The 15,396-nt window shown below is 62.8% G+C and carries 15 protein-coding genes; 4 read left to right on the top strand and 11 right to left on the bottom strand.

All coding sequences use genetic code 11. From position 1 onward, the window contains the following. The first annotated feature begins 75 nt into the window (after positions 1-75). Positions 76-1,632: a bifunctional UDP-sugar hydrolase/5'-nucleotidase gene (locus tag EE36_RS03250; RefSeq protein WP_005849452.1), complete on the top strand. Its 1,557-nt coding sequence runs from the start codon at positions 76-78 to the stop codon at positions 1,630-1,632. Positions 1,633-1,730: 98 nt separating this feature from the next. On the opposite strand, the gene EE36_RS03245 is transcribed toward EE36_RS03250, so the two are convergent. Beyond that, positions 1,731-2,087: a hypothetical protein gene (locus EE36_RS03245; protein WP_005849451.1), complete on the bottom strand. Its 357-nt coding sequence runs from the start codon at positions 2,085-2,087 to the stop codon at positions 1,731-1,733. Positions 2,088-2,193: 106 nt separating this feature from the next. Continuing rightward, complete coding sequence (locus EE36_RS03240; RefSeq protein WP_005849450.1) at positions 2,194-3,087, bottom strand: LysR substrate-binding domain-containing protein; 894 nt, start codon at positions 3,085-3,087, stop codon at positions 2,194-2,196. A gap of 98 nt (positions 3,088-3,185) precedes the next feature. On the opposite strand from EE36_RS03240, the gene EE36_RS03235 reads away from it, so the two are divergent. Next, the gene (locus tag EE36_RS03235; protein ID WP_005849449.1) at positions 3,186-4,409 is read left to right on the top strand and encodes an acyl-CoA dehydrogenase; all 1,224 of its coding nucleotides are present in this window, start codon (positions 3,186-3,188) and stop codon (positions 4,407-4,409) included. 45 nt (positions 4,410-4,454) lie between these two features. On the opposite strand, the gene EE36_RS03230 is transcribed toward EE36_RS03235, so the two are convergent. The 9 genes from EE36_RS03230 to EE36_RS03190 all read right to left on the bottom strand — a co-directional run bounded on the left by EE36_RS03230 (position 4,455) and on the right by EE36_RS03190 (position 13,495). After that, positions 4,455-5,687: a mandelate racemase/muconate lactonizing enzyme family protein gene (locus tag EE36_RS03230; protein WP_005849448.1), complete on the bottom strand. Its 1,233-nt coding sequence runs from the start codon at positions 5,685-5,687 to the stop codon at positions 4,455-4,457. Between the two features lie 63 nt (positions 5,688-5,750). Next, positions 5,751-6,842, bottom strand: coding sequence for a zinc-binding dehydrogenase (locus EE36_RS03225; protein WP_005849447.1), 1,092 nt, complete (start codon positions 6,840-6,842; stop codon positions 5,751-5,753). A gap of 98 nt (positions 6,843-6,940) precedes the next feature. After that, the gene (locus EE36_RS03220; RefSeq protein ID WP_005849446.1) at positions 6,941-8,149 is read right to left on the bottom strand and encodes a tetracycline resistance MFS efflux pump; all 1,209 of its coding nucleotides are present in this window, start codon (positions 8,147-8,149) and stop codon (positions 6,941-6,943) included. A gap of 25 nt (positions 8,150-8,174) precedes the next feature. Then, positions 8,175-9,500: a lyase family protein gene (locus EE36_RS03215; protein ID WP_005849445.1), complete on the bottom strand. Its 1,326-nt coding sequence runs from the start codon at positions 9,498-9,500 to the stop codon at positions 8,175-8,177. Positions 9,501-9,503: 3 nt separating this feature from the next. Further along, entirely contained in the window at positions 9,504-10,214 is a 711-nt protein-coding gene (locus EE36_RS03210) for an alpha/beta fold hydrolase (RefSeq protein WP_005849444.1), read from the bottom strand. Then, positions 10,207-10,995 (bottom strand): 3-oxoadipate enol-lactonase, encoded by a 789-nt coding sequence (gene pcaD, locus EE36_RS03205; protein ID WP_005849443.1) that lies wholly within the window; start codon positions 10,993-10,995, stop codon positions 10,207-10,209. Before pcaD ends, EE36_RS03210 begins: the two co-directional genes overlap by 8 nt. Positions 10,996-11,016: 21 nt before the next feature. Continuing rightward, entirely contained in the window at positions 11,017-11,988 is a 972-nt protein-coding gene (locus EE36_RS03200) for a threonine/serine dehydratase (protein ID WP_005849442.1), read from the bottom strand. Continuing rightward, complete coding sequence (locus tag EE36_RS03195; protein ID WP_005849441.1) at positions 11,985-12,809, bottom strand: alpha/beta fold hydrolase; 825 nt, start codon at positions 12,807-12,809, stop codon at positions 11,985-11,987. The genes EE36_RS03200 and EE36_RS03195 overlap by 4 nt, the downstream gene beginning before the upstream one ends. Next, positions 12,809-13,495 (bottom strand): haloacid dehalogenase type II, encoded by a 687-nt coding sequence (locus EE36_RS03190; RefSeq protein WP_005849440.1) that lies wholly within the window; start codon positions 13,493-13,495, stop codon positions 12,809-12,811. Before EE36_RS03190 ends, EE36_RS03195 begins: the two co-directional genes overlap by 1 nt. A gap of 183 nt (positions 13,496-13,678) precedes the next feature. Here EE36_RS03190 and EE36_RS03185 point away from each other — a divergent pair, with 183 nt between their 5' ends. Further along, complete coding sequence (locus EE36_RS03185; protein WP_005849439.1) at positions 13,679-14,107, top strand: peptidylprolyl isomerase; 429 nt, start codon at positions 13,679-13,681, stop codon at positions 14,105-14,107. 96 nt (positions 14,108-14,203) lie between these two features. Next, the gene (locus EE36_RS03180) at positions 14,204-15,316 is read left to right on the top strand and encodes a class I SAM-dependent RNA methyltransferase (protein WP_005849438.1); all 1,113 of its coding nucleotides are present in this window, start codon (positions 14,204-14,206) and stop codon (positions 15,314-15,316) included. Positions 15,317-15,396: the final 80 nt, after the last annotated feature.

Here is a 15,396-nt window from a genome sequence, read left to right as displayed (position 1 = left end):
TCAGATGGTCTTTGACAAGGGGGCAAACTGGGGGTCACCATAGGTGCATAATTCAACCCAAAGGGGGGACCCATCATGAAACGATTCCTGACAGCCACGGCAGCGCTTGCGCTGACCTCGGGCATGGCAGCGGCGGATTATAGTCTGACCATCCTGCACACCAATGATTTCCACGCGCGGTTTGAACCGATCAGCAAATACGATGGCCCTTGTTCCGCCGAGGACAATACCGCCGGTGAATGTTTTGGCGGGACGGCACGGCTGGTCAACGCGATCAAGGACGCCAAGGCGCGCACCAACAACTATGTGCTGGTCGACGGCGGGGACCAGTTTCAGGGCTCGCTGTTCTACACCCACTACAAGGGCAAGATGGCAGCCGAGATGATGAACATGCTGGGCTATGACGGCATGACCGTGGGCAACCACGAATTCGACGATGGCCCCGAAGTGCTTGCCGGTTTCATGGAGGCGATCGACTTTCCCATCCTGATGTCGAATGCCGATGTCTCTGCCGAACCGCTGCTGGCGGACAAGCTGGCGAAATCTGCCGTGATCGAGCGTGGCGGTGAAAAGATAGGCCTGATCGGGTTGACCACCGAATACACCCACGAACTGTCGAGCCCCGGAGACAACGTCGTCTTTACCGATTCCGTGGCTGCCGTGCAGGGCGAGGTCGATCTGCTGACCGCGCAGGGTATCAACAAGATCATCGTGCTCAGCCACTCGGGCTATGGGGTCGACCAGATGGTCGCCGAGAATACCACAGGCGTTGATGTGATCGTCGGCGGGCACACCAATACGCTGCTGTCCAATACCGATGAAAAAGCCGAAGGGGCCTATCCGACGATGGTCAAGGATACGGCGATTGTGCAGGCCTATGCCTACGGTAAATATCTGGGCGAGCTGAACGTGACCTTCGATGACGAAGGTAAGATCAAGGAAGCCTCGGGCGATCCGATCCTGATCGACGCAGGCGTCGCAGAGGACGAGACCACCGTCGCCCGTATCGGCGAGCTGGCCCAACCGTTGGAAGAACTGCGCAGCAAAGTCGTCGCCGAAACCACCGAGCCGATCGAGGGCGACCGGTCGGTCTGCCGCGTGCAGGAATGTCAGATGGGCAACCTCGTCGCCGATGCGATGCTGGCCCGTGTGGCGGATCAAGGGATCGAGGTCGCGATCCAGAACAGCGGCGGCTTGCGCTCTTCCATCGACGCCGGAGAGGTGACCATGGGCGAAGTGCTGGCAGTGCTGCCGTTCCAGAACACCCTGTCGACCTTTCAGGTCACCGGTGCGGCATTGGTAGAGGCGCTGGAAAATGGCGTGAGCCAGATCGAAGAGGTCGCAGGTCGTTTCCCGCAAGTGGCGGGCATGACCTTCACCGTGGACACCAGCGCCGAGCCGGGCAGCCGCATCAGCGATGTCACCGTATCCGGCATGCCGCTTGATCCCGAAAAGACCTATGGCGTCGTGTCCAACAACTATGTGCGCAATGGCGGCGACGGCTATGCGCCGTTTACCTCTGCGCAGAACGCCTATGACTACGGTCCCGATCTGGCAGATGTGACGGCTGAATTCATCGCCGCCAACGGGGCCTACACGCCCTATACCGATGGCCGCATCACGGTGAAGTAAGCCATATCGCCATATCAACGCGAAACGGCGCGCCGCTGGAAACAGGGGCGCGCCGTTTTTATTTCAAACACCTGCGACAAGCGCAGGGATGGACCCGATCACTCGCTCAGCGGTGCGGGGTCAAAGCTGATCTCGCCGGAGTAGCTTTTGGGGTTTTCCCCAAGCGACGTGCCGATAAAGGTCACTTGGCTGTTTGCCTCTACCGTTTGGCTAAAGCTGCTGCCGGTTTCCAGCGTGCCGGATGACCACGACCCGTCACCCGCGCTGACGTTGCGCGCGGCGCTGGCGTTGTTGACAAAACGCAGTTCGTCCCCGGCGTCGACATAGATCACGGCAGGAAAGAAGGCGTCGTCAAAGATCACGACGTCATGGGTTTGCGCGGTCGCTGCGGTGGCAGCCGCAAGTGTGACCGCTGTCGCGCCAGCAGAAATGAGTTTGGTAAGTGAAATTGGCATATCCATGCTCCCTTTCAAAGGGGCCCCCCTTAAAACTGATGAAGGGTGTGCTAATGCAGAATTGCGGCGGAAATAGGGCGGATATGCTTCAGAACCTTGGCCTACGCTAAAGAACCTGACCCGTTTGCCCGTCGAGCCACGTCTTGAACGACTGCAAGGCCGCGGTTTCGGCACGGTCCTCGGGCCAGACGAGGTAGTAATTCCCGATGCTCTGTGTCGTCTGCGTTGATGCCAGCACAAGCTGCCCGTCGCGCAGATAGGGCTCGGCGGAAAAGGTCGGAAGCAGCGCCACGCCCAACCCGTGCACCGCCGCCTGCGCCATGGTTGAAAACTGGTCGAACATCATGCCGGCAGGGGGCTCTTGCGTGACACCAAGCGCGCTCAGCCACCGCGACCAGCCGCGCGGGCGGGTATCCAGATGCAGCAGCGCATAGCGCAGGATCTGGCTGGGATCTTCCAGCGGTTCGGTCAGCAGCTCGGGCGCGCAGACGGGGACCACCGTCTCGGGCATCAGCGGCAAATAGCGCACACCGGGCCAGTCTTCCTTGCCAAAATGTATTGCAGCGTCGAAGGGGCTGTTCTGGAAGGAAAACGGATGCAGCCGCGTGCTGAGGTTCACCGTCACCTCCGGGTGGGACTGGGCAAAGTCGCGCAGCCGCGGGGCCAGCCAATGCATCCCGAACCCCGGCAGAATGGCAAGGTTCAGCGCCCCCGCAATCGGGTTCGTGCGCGCGGTGATGGATGCCTGAGCCAGCCTGTTCAAAACGTCACGCACCTGAATTACATAGATTTTTCCCGCCTCGGTCAGCACCAGCTGACGCCCTTGGCGGTCCAGCAGCGCCACATTCAACTGCGCCTCTAGCGTCTTGAGCTGCCGGCTGATCGCACTTTGCGTCAGGGACAGTTCCTGCGCCGCCAATGTGGCACTGCCCAAGCGTGCCACTGCCTCGAATGCGAGCAGGGCGTTGACCGACGGAAGGAAGCGGCGCGGGGCGATCATATGACTTTGACTCATAGGTTCAGGAGTAACCAGCGATAGTCATTGCCGCCGGGCTTTGCAATACTGCGCCCAAATCCGAACCCCGAGGAGGACATACCATGAGCACCGAATTGCCCGTATTGAAAGCCAAAGACGCCCCCGACATGGGCAGCTTTGATTGGGCGGATGCGTTCCGCCTGAACGAACAGCTGACCGAAGACGAACGCATGATCCAGGAGAGCGCGCGCGCCTATGCGCAGGAAAAGCTGCAGCCGCGCGTGATCGACGCTTTCGCCAATGAAACCACCGACCCCGCGATCTTCCGCGAGATGGGCGACATGGGCCTTCTGGGTGTCACCGTGCCCGAACAATACGGCGGCTTGGGCGGCAATTATGTGTCTTACGGTCTGGTTGCGCGCGAAGTGGAACGTGTGGACAGCGGCTATCGGTCGATGATGTCCGTGCAATCCAGCCTCGTCATGTACCCGATCTACGCCTATGGCTCGGAAGAGCAGCGGATGAAGTATCTGCCCAAACTGTCCAGCGGCGAATTCATCGGCTGCTTTGGCCTGACAGAACCTGATGCGGGCTCCGACCCTGCGGGCATGAAAACCCGTGCGGTGAAAACCGCCAACGGCTACAAGCTGACCGGCTCTAAAATGTGGATCTCGAACGCGCCGATCGCGGATGTCTTCGTGGTCTGGGCCAAGTCCGAAGAGCACGGCGGCAAGATCCGCGGCTTCATCCTTGAAAAAGGCATGAAGGGTCTGTCCGCACCCAAGATCGGCAACAAACTGTCGCTGCGTGCCTCGATCACAGGCGAGATCGTGATGGACAACGTCGAAGTCGGCGAAGATGCCCTGCTGCCTCATGTCGAAGGTCTGAAAGGCCCGTTCGGCTGTCTTAACCGCGCCCGCTATGGCATCAGCTGGGGCGCACTGGGGGCGGCTGAATTCTGCTGGCACGCCTCGCGTCAATACGGTCTGGACCGCAAACAGTTCAACAAACCGCTGGCGCAGACACAGCTGTTCCAAAAGAAACTTGCCGACATGCAGACCGAAATCGCGCTTGGCCTGCAGGCCTCGTTGCAAGTGGGCCGTCTGATGGACAATGCCAACGCCGCGCCCGAGATGATCTCTATCGTCAAGCGCAACAACTGCGGCAAGGCGCTGGACATCGCCCGCATGTCCCGCGACATGCACGGCGGCAACGGCATCAGCGGCGAATTCCAGGTGATCCGCCACATGATGAACCTCGAGACGGTGAACACCTATGAAGGCACGCACGACGTGCACGCGCTGATCCTGGGCCGCGCCCAGACCGGCCTGCAGGCGTTCTTCTAAATCTCTGGCAGAGGGGGCTGCGGCCCCCTCATACCACCGGACCCGTCAGGATTTGACCGACGGTGCCCCCCCTTCAAACGCATTCCCGTTGACGTAATCACAAGGCGCTGACTGCATTTCCAGGTGCAGCCCGTTGCCGGTATATGGATGCGCGCGGGCCAAGGCCTCGTCCACCTCTAGCCCCAAACCGGCTGCGGTGGGGGCTGTGATAAACCCGTCCTCCACCTTGATCGTGCTCTTGATCAACTGGTCGTGGAAGGGCGTCTCGATACATTCGCACATCAGGATATTGGGGATCGACGTGGCCAGATGGATATTGGCCGCCCATTCCACCGGGCCCGCATAAAGATGCGGCGCGATTTGCGCGTTATAGACCTCTGCCATGGCGGCGATCTTCTTGGCCTCCCAGATGCCACCGACACGGCCCAAGGCAGGCTGCAGGATCGCGGCTGCCCCGGACCGCAGCACCGGCGCGAATTCGGCTTTGGTGGTCAGCCGTTCTCCGGTCGCGACAGGGATCGGCACGGCCCGCGCCACGGCGGCCATCTGCTCCACCGCATCTGGCGGGATCGGCTCTTCGTACCAGAGCGGGCTATAGGGCGCGATGGCGTTCCCCAAACGGATTGCGCCTGCGGTGGTGAATTGCCCGTGGGTGCCGAACAGCAGATCGGCCTTGTCGCCAACCGCCGCGCGGATCGCTTTGCAAAAGGCGACAGATTGCGAGATGTCGGTCATCGCCGGCATATGCCCGCCGCGCATGGTATAGGGCCCCGCCGGATCGAACTTGATCGCGGTATAGCCTCGCGCCACACAGTCCAGCGCCGATTCCGCCGCCATCTCGGGCGAAGTCCAGAAGGCGGTCATATCGTGATGCGGCAGCGGGTAAAGATAGGTATAGCCCCGCACGCGTTCGTTCATCCTGCCGCCGATCAAGGCATAGACCGGACTGTCCCGATCCTTGCCCAAAATATCCCAGCAGGCGATCTCCAGCCCCGAAAATGCGCCCATGACGGTCAGGTCGGGTCGCTGGGTAAAGCCTGACGAATAGGCGCGGCGGTACATCAGCTCGATATTTTCGGGATTCTCGCCCTGCATGTGACGTGCAAAAACATCCTCGATCACCGCGCGCATGGCCTGCGGCCCGACCGAAGCGGCATAACATTCGCCCCAGCCGACTATCCCTGTATCCGTGGTCAGCTTGACCAAAATCCAATAGCGCCCGCCCCAGCCGGGGGCAGGGGGCGCTGTGACGATAACCTCAAGATCTTGCAATTTCATCGCGTGATCCTCTTTTCCAAATGGTTCAAAATCCCGGGGGTACGGGGGCTGGCCCCCGTGGCGCTAGCGGTCAAACAGGATCACATTGCGCCGTGCGGCACCGGTCTTGGTATCCTCGATCGCGTCGTTGATCTGCTCCAGCGACCACCGCCCCGAGATCAGCTCGTCCAGTTTCAGCCGTCCTTGGGCATATAGATCGACCATCCACGGAATATCGCGCTGGATCACCACGTCGCCCATTTTGGAGCCGACCGTGCCCTGACCCATTGCGGCGAATGTGCCGGGGTCATAGGTCGCGCCGTCGCCGATATGAGGCATGCCGACCATGACCACGCGCCCCCCCGCGGCAAGGTATTTCGGTGCGTCGTTATAGGCAGGGATCGCCCCAACGGTCACGATCACCGCATCCACGCCCTTGCGGCCAATCGCCTGTTCCAACTGCCCCCAGGGTTTGTCTTCGGTGGCAAGGATACCATCCGTGGCCCCGAACTCCTTGGCGATCTCCAGCTTCTCGGCGCTCATATCCACGGCGACGATGCGGCGGGCCCCGGCGATGCGCGCGCCCTGAATGGCGTTCAGCCCGACGCCACCGGCACCGATGACCACAACGTCCTGACCGGCCCGCAATTGCGCAGCATTGACCACCGCACCGACGCCGGTGATCACCCCGCAGGCGATCAGGCTGGCGGCATCCTTGGGAATATCGGCGCTGATCCTGACGACCTGTGCCTGATCCACAACGACTTTTTCGGCAAAGGCACCGGATGCCATGGCCTGATGCAGCTTGCCGCCGTCTTTGGTTTTCAGCGGGCCGGTGTCGCCGTCATAGGGGGTTTCGCAGATCACAGGTCGACCGCTAGCGCAGTTGGGGCAACTGCCGCAGGCGCGGATCAGCGTGACCACAACGCTATCCCCGACCGCGACGCCGCTTACCCTGTCGCCCACAGCGCTCACCCGTCCCGCGGCCTCGTGACCATAGACCGCGGGCAGCGATCCGCCCCAGCCGCCGCTGGCAAAGGAAATGTCCGAATGGCAGATCGCGACGGCATCCAGCGTCACCTCGACCTCTGCCCCCTCGGGGGCGCGGAGTTCTACGTCTTCGATTTTCAGGGAAGCACCAAATTCATGGCAAACGGCGGCTTTGATCAACGGCATAACGGGTCCTTCCGGGCGCGTGAATTTAGGGAAGGGTGGCAAGCTCTGCCCCCTCCCGCAAGCCTATATGCGCCGCGCTGGCTCAGGCTTACGTTATGTCAGTCCACATGCGCGGGATTTATACGCACGCGCCGGAAGACCACCAAGGCGACCACCGACAGGATCATCGACAGCACAAAAGGCGCGCCCGCAAAATAGACAGGGGTCGAAGTGCTGGTGAAGGCGGCAAAGACGGATGTCATAACCAAGGGGGCGACCACCATCGCCAGCGCCGATGCCGAGGTGAGCAGCCCTTGCAGCGCGCCTTGCCGCTCGGGGGTGACGCGGGCTGACATCGGTGCCTGTAGCGCAGGCGGGATCACGCCCGCGAGTGCGGCAAGCGGGGTCAGGATCAGGATCGCGCTGCCCCATGTGACTGTTGCGATCAGCCCGAAAGTGGTGATGGAGCAGGCAAAGCCGATCAGCACGGTGCCGCGTTCGGCAAAGCGGTGCAGCACGGGCCGGATCAGCCCCCCCTGAACCACGGCCATCGCCGCGCCAAACAATGCCAGCGACCCGCCAATCATCGCAGGGGACCAGCCGAATTGCGCCTTGCCGAAATAGCTCCAGACCGACGGGTAGACGGCAAACGCAAGGTGATAGAGGAAATAGACAAGCAGCAGGCGCGACACCCCGGGCAGATCGCCCAAGGCCCGCAGCGCCCCCAAGGGGTTCGCGCGCCGCCATGACAGGGGCGCAGCGCTGCGGGTATTTACGGTTTCGCGCAGGACGATCCAGCCAAAGATCACATTCCCCGCCGCCAGCACCGCCGCCGCCCAAAAGGGGGCACGTGTGCCAAACTCGGCCAAAAAACCGCCTGCTACAGGGCCCAGCACGAACCCGGCCCCGAAACCCGCGCCGATCATGCCGAAGGCGGCGGCGCGTTTCTCGGGTCTGGTGATGTCGGCCATATAGGCGCTGGCTGTGGCCCCCGTGGCTGCCGAGATACCACCGATCACCCGCCCCAAAAGCAGCAGCCAGATCGACCCCGCCAGCGCCATCAGAACATAGTCCAGCGCCATCACACTCAGCGAGGTCAGCAGCACCGGCCTGCGCCCGAAGCGGTCGGACAGGCTGCCCACCAGCGGGCTGAACAGGAATTGCATCACCGCGAATGTCGTCGCCAACACACCGCCCCACAGCGCGGCGCGTGACAGATCGGCGGATTGGACCTGCGCGATCAGGTCCGGCATCACAGGGATGATCAGACCAATGCCCATGGCATCGATCATGACGGTCAGGATGATAAATATGACCGCCGGACGCATGGGCTATCGCGCGCCGGTTGCGCGGTTACAGCGCACGCGCGCGGGCCACGAAGGCGGCTGCATCTGCGGGGGCCTGTCCCATCTGGGTTGACGGGTCGAAAAGGGTCTCGGCCACGTCGGGGTAATCCGCGTGGACCAGATCGGCCAGCGGCACCTGTTTGGCCAGCGCATCCTGACAAAGCTGTTTGGTGATCTTCTGGGCCTCGGGGCGGGGCATCGTTTCGGCTAGGGCAAAGCTCAGCGCTTCGGCGTGGATCAGGCCCAGCCCATCCGTCAGCGCGCTGTGCATTTTCACAGGGTGCGGCGTCAGCCCCGCGACAAGGCTTTTTGTGTGGTTCAGCGCGGCGGCAAGGCTCAGTGCCAGCTGAGGCACGGCCATCCATTCCGCGAACCACGCGCCGCCATCACGCTGATGCTGATGCGCCGCGGCGGCTTGTAGCGTGGCGCGCTGGCCGGTGAACTGGTGCCCGAGGGCGACAATCGCCGAGGGCCCCACGGGGTTCTGTTTTTGCGGCATGGTCGACGACGCGCCTGCCGCCCCAAGGGCAAGCTCGGCGGTTTCGGTCATGGTCAGCGCCAGCGTGCTTTGCGCGATATGCGCCAGCGCTGCCATCACGCGGCCCTGCCAATCCGCGATGCGCAGCACGGGGCCGCGGTCCACATGCCAGCTGCGCCCGGGGTCGTGCAGCCCAAGCGCTTGGGCGAGCTGCGCGCGGGTCTCGGCAGCCTTCGGACCAAGGGCAGATCCCGTCCCCGCTGCCCCCGACAGGGACACGAACAGCGACCCTTCGCGCAGCGCCTCAAGCTGGTCGAGCGCATCGCACAGTGGCATGCCCCATTCCGCCAGCACCGCGCCCCAGCTGGTGGGGGTGGCGTGCTGGCCATAGGTGCGGGCAGGCATCGGCAGGGATTGGTGCTGTTCGGCCCCTGCCGCAAGGGCCGCGATGATCTCGCGCAGATCGGTTTCCGCCAGCTTGAGCGCCTGACGCAGGCGCAGCATCAGCGCGGTATCGATGATGTCCTGACTGGTCGCGCCCCAATGGACGTGCTGGGCAAATTCCGGCGCCTGCATCTCGGCGCGGAACTGCGCCAGAAGCCCCGGCACGGACACGCCGTTTTCTCCGGTAGAGGCGGCAATCGCCCCGGGGTCGACCTGAATCTCGAGAGAGGCGCGGTGGATCGCGGCGGCGCTCATCTCGGGGATGATACCAAGGCTGCCCTGCACCTTGGCCAGCGCCCCTTCGACCAGCAGCATCGCGCGGATCGCAGCGCTGTCCGAGAACAGGCGGCCTGCGTCACCGGTGTTGAAAAGCTGTGCGAACAGGGGGCTGTCAAAGACGCTGGCGGCCATGGGTTACCTCGGGATAATGTCGTCAATGATCCGCGCCAGACCGGCGGGATCGGTAAAGAAGGGTGAATGCCCGCAGGCCATCTCATGAACATCCGCGCTTGGCCAGTCTTTCGTCATCGTGACCTGATAGGCGGGCGGGATGGTGCGGTCGTCCATACAGCGGATATAGCTGCGCGGCATGGCGTCCGCACGGGCAGTATCTGGCAGAGGCTTGATCGTCGGGGCCACGGCCTGCGCGCAGAGGCGCGGTGCGGCAAAACCTGCAACATCCGGCGGGCAGTCGTGATAGAACAGCGCCTCTGTCATTGCGGGATCAAGGGTAAAGCTTTTGCCGTCGGGGGCGAGGCGCACAGCGGGCATCAGCGGTTGCGACGGGGCCTGTTTGCGCATCTCGGCCAGCGACAGCCCCGCCGCAGGGACGTAGGCACATAGATAGATCAGCCGCGCCATGGCGCTTGGATCTTTCTGTGCCGCCGCCCCGATGGCAAAACCGCCCATCGAATGCCCCACCACCACCGTATCGGGGGTAGAGGCCGCAAGCACCGCATCGGCATAGCTGTCAAGAGTGACCGCGTTGACCGGCGTCGCGTCGTCGCCGTGGCTGGGCAGATCAATCGCACGGGGGCTGTGGCCCAATTCTTGCAACGCAGGGATCAGATCGCGCCAGCACCACGCGCCGTGGCACGAGCCGTGAACCAAAAGGATGTCAGACATGGCCAACGCTTTGCAAAAACTCGGTCAGCAGCGCTGCATATTCCTGCGGGTGTTCGACGCAGGGCAGATGGCCGGCCTTGCGGATGATCTTGAACTTCGATCCCGGGATCAGCTCGATGGTCTCGCGCACCAGATCAGGGGGGGTGGACCCGTCTTCGGAGCCCGCGATCCCCAGCACTGGCAGGCGCAGCGCCGCCGTGGGGGTATAGAAATCCGTCCCCGAAATCGCGGCAGAGCAACCGGCATAGCCTTCGGCCGGTTGGCGTACGACCATATTGCGCCAAAGCTCAAGCTCGGGCGTGGCGCGGAAGGGGGCGGCGAACCAGCGTTCCATGATGGTATCTGCCATCGGTTCGATACCGCTTTCTTGCACGGCGCGCACGCGGTCTGCCCACATATCCTTGGTACCGATCTTGGCGGCGGTATTGGACAGCACCATGGCGCGGATCAGGTCCAGCCGCTTGGTCGCAAGCCCTTGGGCGATCATCCCGCCGATGGACAGCCCGACAAAGACGCAGCCCTTTACGCCCAGATGATCCAGCAGCTTTTCCGTATCGCCAATCAGCGCCCCCATCGCATAGGGCGCAGGCGGGCACGACGACAGCCCATGCCCGCGTTTGTCAAAACGAATGATGCGCAGACCCTTGGGCAGCAGCGGCAGGATCGGATCCCACAGGCGCAGATCAGTCCCCAGTGAATTGGCAAAGACCACAGGCGCACCATCCTCGGGGCCATCCACACGGTAGTGCAGACGCACGTCGCCAGTATCGAAAATCTTCATGTCAGAACCTCCTGTGGGGCGTCAGTCAAGCGTGGCAAGCGCCCGCGAGAAAATATCACGGTCTACATTCCCGCCCGAGATGGTGACGATCACATCGTCGCCGTCGATCTCGTCTTGCCGGAACAATGCGGCGGCGAGGGCCACAGCCCCGCCGGGTTCGGCCACAAGTTTGAGACGGTTGAACGCATGGCCAATCGCCTGCAGCGCTTCGTTGTCGCTGACCACAAGGCCGGGGCCGCAAAGCCGCTTGAGGATCGGAAAGGTCAGATCGCCCGGTTGCGGCGTGACGATGGCATCGCAGATCGACCCGCCAAGGGCGGCGTTGCGCGTGATCTCTCCTGCGGCGAGCGACCGCGCGGTATCGTCAAAGCCTTCGGGCTCGGCGGTACGCGCGCGCAGCCCCGGTGCCTCGGCTTCAAGCGCCAGCGCGATGCCAGAGGTCAGCCCCCCGCCACCACAGCAGGCAATCACATCGGCACGGGCAATCCCCGCTTCGGCGGCCTGCTGCGCGATCTCGAGCCCCGTTGTCCCCTGACCGGCAATCACCAGCGGGTCGTCGAACGGTTTGATCAGCGTCAATTCGCGTTCCTCCGCCATAGCTGCGCCTATGGCGTCGCGGTCCTCGGTCATGCGGTCATAAAGTACGACCTCGGCCCCAAGCGCGCGGGTGTTGGCGATCTTCAGACGGGGGGCGTCGGCGGGCATGATGATCACCGCAGGCACCCCGTGCAGCTTGGCCGCATAGGCAACACCTTGGGCGTGGTTGCCACTGGAAAAGGCGATGACCCCCTTGGCGCGTACGGAGGGCTCCAGAGCCGACACCGCCGACCAGCCGCCGCGAAACTTGAAGCTGCCGGTGTGTTGCAGGCACTCGGGCTTGACCCAAACGCGCCGCCCCGCGATGTCATCCAGAAACGGAGAGTTCAGCAAAGGCGTGCGCCGCACGTGCCCCTCCAGCCGCCGCGCTGCCGCGCGGATCATGTCGATATTCATTGCATCTTCCCGATCCATTCGTTCAAGGCCGCAACCGCCTCTGGTTCGTCCAGAAACGGAATATGCCCACGTCCCGGCACCCGCGCGACCACCATATCGGGGCGGCGGCGTTCCATCTCTTGCAAGGTTTCCTCGCTCAGCAGATTGGACGCCATGCCACGGATGCAGGCAATCGGCAGCCCGTCAAGCGCGTCAAAGAACGGCCACAGGTCGGGGGAGGGGGCAGAGAACGCCTTGGCCACCGCATCACGCAGGTGCTTGTCATACGTGATCTGCAAGCCGCTTTCGGTCTGGGTGTAATGCTTTTGCGCCTCTTCCATCCACCGGCTGTCGGGCACGTCGTCAAATTCGGGAAACACACGCGGCATGGCGGCGGCGGCCTCGGCATGGGTCTTGGCAGCAGGGTTGCGGCCGATATAGCCCATGATGAAATCCAGCCCCTGCGGGTCAATATGCGGGCCAACGTCGTTAAAGGCGACGCCCAGCAACCGATCCTTGGCTCCCTTGGCCAGCCCCAATGCATTCAGCCCCCCGCGCGAGGTGCCAAGCACGGCGGCCTTGTCGATGCCAAGATGATCCAGCAGCTCCAGCGCATCACGGCATTCAACCGGGGGGGAATAGTGTGACCAGTCAGGGTCGAAGTCAGATTGCCCGCGCCCGCGATAGTCCATCTTGATCAGCCGCACGCCCTTCAGATGGGGGGTGACATAGTCGAAATCCGCTGTGGTCCGCGTTAATCCTGCAAGGCAGAGAATCGGCAGACTCGCCCCTTCGTCGGTGAAATAGAGCGTTAGCCCGTCGGATGTGGTGAAATGAGCCATTATACGCCTGCCAGTTCTGGGATGCCGTTGAGGTCCTGCAGCACATGGGCCGGTTGCCACGGCAGCCGGTCCATCGGCTCTCCCGCGCGGTTGACCCAGGCGGTGGTAAAGCCAAAGCCTGTCGCCGCCGCCGCATCCCATCCGTTGGACGAGACAAACAACACCTCTGAGGTCGCGCAATCAAAGCGCTGTCCGACCAGTTCATAGACTTTGGCATGTGGTTTGAAGACGCCGACGCTTTCCACCGACAGCACCGCATCCAGCGTGTCACCCAGACCGGCGGAGGAAACCGCACCGTCCAGCATGGCTGGTGATCCGTTCGACAAGATCGCGGTATTCAGCCCAGCTTCCTTCAGCGTTTTCAGCATCTTGGGTACTTCGGGGAAGGCCTGAAGCTCCCAGTAAAGCGCCAGCAGGCGCTCGCGCAGGGCGGGGTCGTTGTCGTTTCCGGTCTTTTCCAGTGCCCAGTCCAGACCCTCTTGGGTGACCTGCCAGAAATCGTCGTGGGCCCCGGTGACAGCGCGCAGCCAGGAATAGCCAAGCTGCTTTTGCCGCCAATGTTCGGCGACCTGCGGCCAGCTGTCTTTTATTGCTGCAAAATCCGGCTCTGACGCGGCTTGTCGTGCGGCTGCGGCCACATCGAACAAGGTGCCATATGCGTCGAACACGCATGTTGTAATCGCCATGATTTCCCCCCTGAATATTTCTTCCGCAAGACTGTCACGACCCGTCACGACAGAAAAGGCCGAAAAACTGGCCTCATGGGGGTTTACGACAGGACGCAGGCTTGAAACACTGCGCGCCGAACCCGGAGCACCCGCGCAGATACGCGGCCTCCTGTATTTTCCCTTTATGGATCGGAGCTTTCTATGACGCAGGTTAAATCCGGCGATACTGTTGCTATTCACTACACTGGTACCCTGCTTGACGGCAGCACCTTCGACAGCTCGGAAGGGCGCGAGCCTTTGGAGTTCACGGTCGGGTCCGGCCAGATCATCCCCGGCCTCGACAGCGCGATGCCCGGCATGGAAGTCGGCGACAAGAAAGTCGTCAAGATCGGCAGCGCAGAGGCCTACGGCGATGTGAACCCCGAGATGCGTCAGGCCGTGCCACGCGAAGGCATCCCTGCGGATATCCCGCTGGAAATTGGCACGCAGCTGCAGATGCAAACCCCGGACGGGCAGGCGATGCCGGTGATGGTTGTCGAGGTTGACGACGCCACTGTGACCCTTGACGCCAACCACCCGCTGGCGGGCAAAGACCTGCAGTTCGACATCGAACTGGTAAAAATCGCCTAAACCAGGCCCATACAGTCCGGCGCTTTCAATCGCGCCGGACTGTCTTGCTCCAAGAAACCGCTCGAAACCTCGCGCGCCGCGCAGTAAGCAGCGGTTATGGACAGTCAAAACACCTTCGACATTTTTATTGTGGCCACCCCCGGTCTGGAAGACATGCTTCTCGCCGAGGTGACAGAAAAAGGCTTTGCCAATCCTGTGGCCTCGCCCGGCGGGATCACGGTGCAGGGCGGCTGGCCCGAGGTCTGGCGCGCGAACCTGCAACTGCGCGGAGCCTCGCGCGTGCTGGCGCGGATCGGGTCCTTCATGGCGTTCCATCTGGCGCAGCTGGACAAACGCGCGCGCAAGTTCCCCTGGGGCGATGTGCTGCGCGCCGATGTGCCGCTGCGGGTGCAGGTGACCACGAAAGCCTCTAAAATCTATCACGCCGGTGCCGCGACCCAGCGGATTGAAACCGCCTTGCGCGAAAGCCTCGGGGTCACGATCTCGCCCGAGGCGGCTCTCGTGCTCAAGGTCCGGATCGACGACAATGTGGTGACCATCAGCCTTGATACCTCGGGCGACGCGCTGCACAAACGCGGCCACAAGGAAGCCGTGGGCAAAGCGCCGATGCGCGAAAACCTGGCCTATCTGATGTTGCGTCAGGCGGGGTACACGGGCACCGAGACGGTGGTCGATCCGATGTGCGGCTCTGGGACCTTCGTGATCGAGGCGGCCGAGATCGCCATGGGCCTCAATCCCGGCCGCTCGCGCCATTTCGCTTTCGAAGACCTCGCGAGCTTTGACGCTGCCCAATGGGCCGCCATGCGCGACACTCCCACCACATCCACGCCGCTGCGTTTCTATGGTTCTGACCGTGACGCGGGTGCCGTCCGGATGAGCCGTATGAATGCCGAACGGGCAGGGGTGGCCGATACCGTGACCTTTGAAAACCACGCCGCGGGCGAGCTGACCCCGCCCGATGCCCCCCCCGGCCTTGTCATGGTGAACCCGCCCTACGGCGGGCGCATCGGCAACAAGAAACTGCTTTATCCGCTGTATGGCACGCTCGGCCAAACGCTGCTGACCCGCTTTAAAGGCTGGCGCGTTGGCCTTGTCACGTCCGAGCCGCCCTTGGCCAAAGCCACCGGCCTGCCGTGGAAACCCCAAGGCCCTGCTATCGCCCACGGCGGTATGAAGGTCTGGCTCTACCAAACCCCGCCCCTGCGCTAAACGCGACGCCCTATTTCCAAATGGTCTGAAATCCCGGGGTCCGGGGCAGAGCCCCGGAAATAGAACTTTGTGGCAGCGCC

The organism is Sulfitobacter sp. EE-36 (genome assembly GCF_000152605.1).
Taxonomy (GTDB): domain Bacteria; phylum Pseudomonadota; class Alphaproteobacteria; order Rhodobacterales; family Rhodobacteraceae; genus Sulfitobacter; species Sulfitobacter pontiacus.
Note: the sequence above shows the minus strand (reverse complement) of the source record. Positions and strands in the feature narration are given on the sequence as shown.